This is a genomic window from Siminovitchia terrae (genome assembly GCF_003605405.2).
Lineage (GTDB): Bacteria > Bacillota > Bacilli > Bacillales > Bacillaceae_C > Siminovitchia > Siminovitchia terrae.
In genome coordinates this window covers 1-433 of record NZ_QYTW02000064.1, presented here as the reverse complement: position 1 = coordinate 433, position 433 = coordinate 1, and the positions used below count along the sequence as shown (strand labels likewise).

The following is a 433-nucleotide window of genomic DNA, read 5'->3' as shown; positions in this document are numbered from 1 at the left end:
GAATCTATAAATACATGTATTTATAGATTCGAGTGTAGAGCACATATTAGTCATGTATAATATGTGTTCTTTTTTTTCATTAAAGCGCCCTATAATGGAATAACTTAGAAGATTTTTAGTTTGATTCAATACCTAACTCATTCATAATGTGGTCAACTGTTTCATGCGGTTGTTCTACACTATTATCAATCCATAATCCAATATGCGGAGTAGTTTTTAAAAACTCTTTACACAAATTATCAACGTCAAAGCCGATATAACCAGCCTTGCCTCTATTATGTTCTCTTTCTCGGATAACGTCAGCAGTAGGAGTTAATACAATAGTTTCTACTTTCTCAGGAGCCATTAATTCAAGAATATACGGAAGTTTTTCACCATAGTAATTATCTTGTACAATAACAGTAAAACCTGCGTTACTGTATCCTTTTGCAAC

The 433-nt window shown here is 32.3% G+C and carries 1 pseudogene; it reads right to left on the bottom strand.

What is annotated here, in order from left to right:
• Positions 1-115 precede the first annotated feature (115 nt).
• Positions 116-433 (bottom strand): annotated as a pseudogene (locus tag D5F11_RS27135) (phosphotransferase); the annotation flags it as partial.